Genomic DNA, 5,494 nt, shown 5'->3' with positions numbered 1-5,494 from the left:
CCAGCTTGGTGGTCGAGGGCAGTTGGTCGACGGAGACCGGGAAGGTCACCTTGCCGTCATCGCCGACCACCGGCAGATCGGCGAGGGGAGTGACCGTGGGTTCGGCCGACTGCTCGTCGGCGAGACCGAAGGAAAAGCCCTGGAAGCGGTCCCAGTCGCGCGACGTCGACAGCGTCAGTTCGCCTTCCAGCGCCAGGCCCGCCGCCGGCGCGCCATAGAGGAAGCGGCCGTCAATGTCGATGTTGGCGGATTCGCCCTGGGCGATTTCCTGCTTGTCGACCTTCATGTCGAATTCGATGCGATCCGGCACGAAATCCTCGACCAGGAACATGTGGCTGGCCACGGCCGGCTGCTTGGGATCGGTATATATCGACACCGACCAGGTGCCTCGCATGGCGTTGGGTTCGAGCGGCAGGTCGACGGCATGGCCACCGGCCGAAGCGCCGTCACTGACGATGCGGCGGCTTTCGACACCGTCGGGGCGCGAGAAGACGAAGGTCAACGGCAGGTTCTCGACCGCCTTGGCGGCGCCGTCGCGGGCAAGCGCCGCGACATGAACATCTTCGCCGGCGCGGTAGATGCCGCGTTCGGTCCAGGCATAGACGTCCAGCGCACCTGGCGCCGCGCGCCCGGTGACGCCGCGGTCGGACAGGTCGAAGCCGGCCCGGCCCATATCTAGAAAGACGAAATCATTGTCGCCCTGCTTGGCCATCAGCACGGCCGGCACCATGCCGCCGTCGCCGCGCGTCAGGCCGGGGTTGAAGACGGCATGGCCGTCGGCATCCGATGTCGCCGTGCCGAGAACCTCATTGTTCCTGGCAACCAGCGTCAGTTCGGCGCCGGCTATCGGCTTGGCGCTGCCCAGTGAACGCGCAAAGACGTTGAGCCCGTCCTGCCCCGTATAGGTCGACAGGCCGATGTCGGAGACGACGAACCATTGCGTGGCCATCGAATTGTAGTTGTCGCTCTTGTCGTTGACGGCCTGCGCGGTCAGCACGTAGACGCCGGGCTTGCGCTGCGGCACCGCCTCGTCAACCGGGAAGGAGGTGGTGACCTCCTTGTTGAGATCATTGGCGATGTCGAGCTGGCCTTGCCAGACCGGCGCGCCCATCTGCTCGGAAATGTTGGAGATGTCGTAGCCGTCGAGCTGGTGCAGGAACTGGTAGCCCGACAGAAGCTGGGCCAGCGAACGATCGCCGACGCGGTAGAGCTTCATTTCGGCGGCATTCATGTTGACGGTGACGATCGGAATGCCGCGGCGCGCGCCGGCCGGCAGCACGAAGCTGTCACCGGTGAAGCGGGCGGACGGTGCGCGGTCCTGGACATAGATCGACAGCACCACGGGGGCCGCGGTCACTTCGCCGATTGCCGCCGGCAGGCCGGCGCGGAAGGTGACGTCGTAATGCTGACCATGCTCCAGCCCTTCGACGCAGATTTGCTTGTCCTTGGCCTCGACGCCCTTGGGTGGCGCGTTGTCGACGGTGACGAACGGCGCGTAGTCGACGCCGGTCTTGACCAGATCCTCGGAGAATTGCGCGCAGATGCGCGGCGCGCTGGTGTCGGCGTCGATGGTGTGATCGACAACGCGGAAACCCTTGCGGGCCTTGAGATCGGCATAGTCGGCCTGGACCGCCGGCGACGGGTTCAGGGCAAGGCTGGCTTCATAGGCCTGCAGCGCCGGTCGGTAGAGATCGCGCTTGTCGAGCCCGTTGCCGAGCAGCGCCAGCACTTCGGCGCGCGTCTTGGTGGTGCGCAGCAATTTATAGGCATTGAAAGCGGCCGACGTGCCGTTCGCCGGCAAAGTGGAGGCTTCGGAGGTGCTTGCGGCAGGCTGCACGGCCAGCGTTTCACGCGCCAGGTTAAGCCAGAGCGGGCCATCATCGGGCAGCACCGAGACCGCGGCCTCGTATTTCAGCATGGCGGAGCGGTGATCGCCGGTCAGCACGGCCTGTTCGGCGGCGTTCAGCAAGGCAGCCATGCCTTCGCTCGGCTTGTCATAGGCCGGGCCGAGCAGCTTGTTGCGGTATTGCTGGGCCTGATCGGCCATCCAGTTGGGGAAGAAAGCGAGTTCCGGCGGCGCGCCGATATCAGGATCGCCATCGATGTTGACGACCTTGCCCGCGACCGCGCCGTTGAAGGTTTTCAGCTGGTTGTAGTCGGATTTGAGGAAGCACCATTTGGCTTTTTTGTTGTAGGTGAAGGCGCGGCAGGCCGGGTCTCCCAGGCATGTCGTCTTGCACTGGTCGATTGTCACATTCTGGTCGGACCTGAGATCAAAGCCGAAATAATCGGAATTGTCCGTTGTCGCGATCCGCCGGGCCTCGGCCGCTTGCGCGGCGCCGCTCCAGGCCGGGACATTGGCCCAGGCGAAAAACAGAAGAATCAGGATAGACAGACCACGAGCCGCGCGCATTGCCATAACACCCCTCCAGACACAGCTGACGTCCGGGCATGATCAAGCTTCAGTCAGGCTTGTCAACACGAGGACGCGGCAGGGTTCCGCCTGCCAACGGTTTCCTTTCCGGCCGATGACCGGTAGTACCTCCATAGGACAGGGGATCACGCTTTCTTGCGGCGACGCAAAAGGTGTGAATTCCAAGCCCGCCCTATTTCAGACAATTGGATTGTGGCCCCTTTACGAGCGCTTCAGAACTTCATTCCAATTTTAGTTTTGTAATCTAGGTTGTCTTAATGCCGGCGCATGAAGAGCAGATGTCAGGAGGTCGCGCGCCAGGGCGTGCGCTTCCGCGCGCCCTGCTGCTGGCCATGATGTGCTCGACCGTGCTCGTCGCCGAATCGCGGCCGGCGGCCGCTTTCGAGCTTTTGGGCATCAAGCTGTGGGGGTCGTCCAGCGACGAGGATGCCGATATCGTCGATCCCCTGCGGTACGCCGTGACCATTTCCGCCCCCGACGCCGACAAGGATCTGGTCAAGAAGCTCGAAAATGCCTCGGCGCTGAAGAGTGACGAGGAGCGTCCGGTTTCCGGCTCGCTCGGGCTGATGGCCAAGGCGCGCAGCGACCGCGAACAGCTTGTCGCCGCGCTCTATGCCGATGCCCGCTACGAAGGCGTCGTCACCGTCACCATCGACGGCAAGCCGCTCGACGATTTGCCGCCGGATGCCGAATTCAAGGGGCCGCAGCCGGTTCCCGTGGTGATCGACATCGCCAGCGGGCCGAAATTCACCTTGGGCAATATCCACCTTGAGGGCGACGCGGCAGGGCTGATGAGCGCCGATTATGGCTTGATATCAGGCGGCGATGCGGGATCCGGCGCTGTGCTCAAGGCCGAGGCGCTGATCGTGCGGACGCTGAAGGAGCAAGGCAGGCCGCTGGCAGAGGTGGCGGACCGGCAGATCGTCGCCGACCACGCTACTTCGACGCTGGACGTGACGCTGACGGTCGCCGCTGGGCCGGTCGCCGGCTATGGCGACACAACGGTGGAAGGCACCGAAAAGGTCGACCGCGACTTCACCGAATACATGACCGGCCTCAAGCGCGGCCGGCAGTACTCGCCGCAAGAGATCGATGACGCGCGCGACCGGCTGCTGGCGCTCGAGGTCTTCAACAGCGTGACGTTCAAGGAAGCCGACACGCTCGATGCCGACGGCAACATTCCGATCGGCGTCCAGGTCAGCGAGCGCAAGCCACGCTATTTCGGCGTCGGCGGCACCTTCTCCAACACCGAGGGGCTGGGCCTGGAAGGTTATTGGGGCCACCGAAATTTGTTCGGCCGGGCCGAGAAGCTGCGCATCGACGGCAAGATCAGTGGCATCGGCAGCAATGATCTCGGCGAGCTCAACTACAATGCCGGCATCATGTTCGAAAAGCCGGGCGTGATCGGGCCGGCATCGAAGTTCTTCGCCGGCGTCAAGACGGTACTCGAACATCCTGACGCCTATGACCATTTCTCGGTCAAGGGCAGCACCGGGCTGTCCTACGAGCTGACCAAGAAGCAGACGGTTTCCGCCGAGGTGGCGCTCGATTATTCCCGCATCCACGACGCTTTCGGCAAGCACAAATACCTGATCGCCAGCATTCCGCTGCAATATGTCTATGACAACCGGGACAACCGGCTGAACCCGACAAGCGGCTTCCGGGTGCTGGCCTATGCCGAGCCCAGCTACGACATTTTGAGCGGTGCGGCGTTCCTGAAGCTGAGGGGCGAAGGGTCGGCCTATCAGTCGCTGGACTCGGCTTCGAAGTTCGTGCTGGCCGAACGTGTCGCCATCGGTTCGATCGTCGGCACCAGCCTCGAACATGTGCCAGCCGACCGGCGCTTTTATTCCGGGGGCGGTGGCTCGGTGCGCGGCTATGCCTATCAGGGCATCGGACCCAAGGACTTCACCGGCCAGCCGATCGGCGGCCTGTCCTTCTTCGAAACCTCGGTCGAGATGCGCATCGCCATCACCGATACGATCGGCATCGTGCCGTTCGTCGACGCCGGCACCGTATCGACCAAATCGGCTCCCGATTTCTCCGATGTCAAGGTCGGCGCCGGCGTCGGCCTGCGCTATGTCACGCCGTTCGGGCCACTGCGCATCGATGCCGCCGTGCCGCTCAACCGCGATCCGGGCGACCCGCGTTTCGGCATCTATGCCGGCATCGGACAGGCATTCTGAGCGATGAAAACAGTCTGGCGCATCCTCCGCATTGTTTTCTACACGCTGCTGATCGTGGTCGCTGGCGCCATCGGGGCGCTCGTGGTGCTGACCAAGACCGAGCGCGGCCGCGACAATCTCGCCGGCATCATTTCGCGGCTGGCTTCGAACGATGACCGCAAGATCACGGTCAGCGGCATAGACGGCATCTGGTCCGGAGCGCTCAGCGTCGACCATGTCGTGCTGGAGGACCGCGAGGGCGCCTGGCTGGTGGCGCGCAAGGTGGCCGTCGACTGGTCGCCGCTGGCGCTGCTGTCGAAAAACTTCAGCGCCGACCGTATCGCTGCCGAGCGTATTGAACTGGCGCGATTGCCGGTGGCCAGCACGCAGCCAGCGGGCGCCGAGCGGGGGCACGACGACGCTGCCGGTTTCCATCGATATCAAGCAGATCGATCTGCCCGAGATCGCGCTTGGCCAGCAACTGGCCGGCAGTGGCATCGCCGAGCTTGCGGCCAAGGGATCGGTCAAGGCCGATGCCGCGCCACTGGCGGTCGAGACGGTGCTCAACATCACCCGCCATGACGGCAAGCAAGGGAATGTCGACGCCAAGATCCACTTTGCGCCGGCGGACAACCGGCTCGACCTCGACCTCAAGGCCTCGGAGCCGGCAGGCGGCATCATCGCCAACCTGCTCAAGCTGCCCGACACGGCGCCGGTCGACATAGATGTCTCGGGCACCGGGCCGCTCGCCAACTGGAACGGCATCGGCACGTTCTCAGTCGACGGCAAGATCGTCACCCAGCTGACGGGTCGCCACCAACTGACCGACAAGGGCAATCATATCGAGGCCAAGGGCGACGGCGATTTCGCTCGCTTCCTGCCTGAGAATCTCAAG

Annotated in this window: 4 protein-coding genes; 3 read left to right on the top strand and 1 reads right to left on the bottom strand. The window is 64.0% G+C overall.

Translation table 11 applies throughout. The annotated features are described in order from the left end of the window. The coding region (locus EOC06_RS43585; protein WP_245470092.1) for an MG2 domain-containing protein at positions 1–2,419 on the bottom strand (2,419 nt) is incomplete at its 3' end. 272 nt (positions 2,420–2,691) lie between these two features. On the opposite strand from EOC06_RS43585, the gene EOC06_RS26720 reads away from it, so the two are divergent. From EOC06_RS26720 to EOC06_RS43575, 3 genes are all read left to right on the top strand, one after another. Further along, a complete protein-coding gene (locus EOC06_RS26720) occupies positions 2,692–4,620 on the top strand; it encodes an autotransporter assembly complex family protein (RefSeq protein WP_128309188.1) in 1,929 nt (642 codons plus the stop codon). Positions 4,621–4,623: 3 nt separating this feature from the next. Beyond that, positions 4,624–5,181, top strand: coding sequence for a hypothetical protein (locus tag EOC06_RS43580; RefSeq protein WP_245470091.1), 558 nt, complete (start codon positions 4,624–4,626; stop codon positions 5,179–5,181). Further along, positions 5,159–5,494 (top strand): hypothetical protein (locus EOC06_RS43575; protein ID WP_245470089.1); only part of this gene is annotated, 336 nt, incomplete at its 3' end. The genes EOC06_RS43580 and EOC06_RS43575, both read left to right, overlap by 23 nt.

This window comes from Mesorhizobium sp. M7A.F.Ca.MR.362.00.0.0, from assembly GCF_004023175.1.
GTDB lineage: Bacteria > Pseudomonadota > Alphaproteobacteria > Rhizobiales > Rhizobiaceae > Mesorhizobium.
The sequence above is the reverse complement of the archived record's forward strand: the minus strand, read 5'-3'. Positions and strand labels throughout refer to the sequence as shown.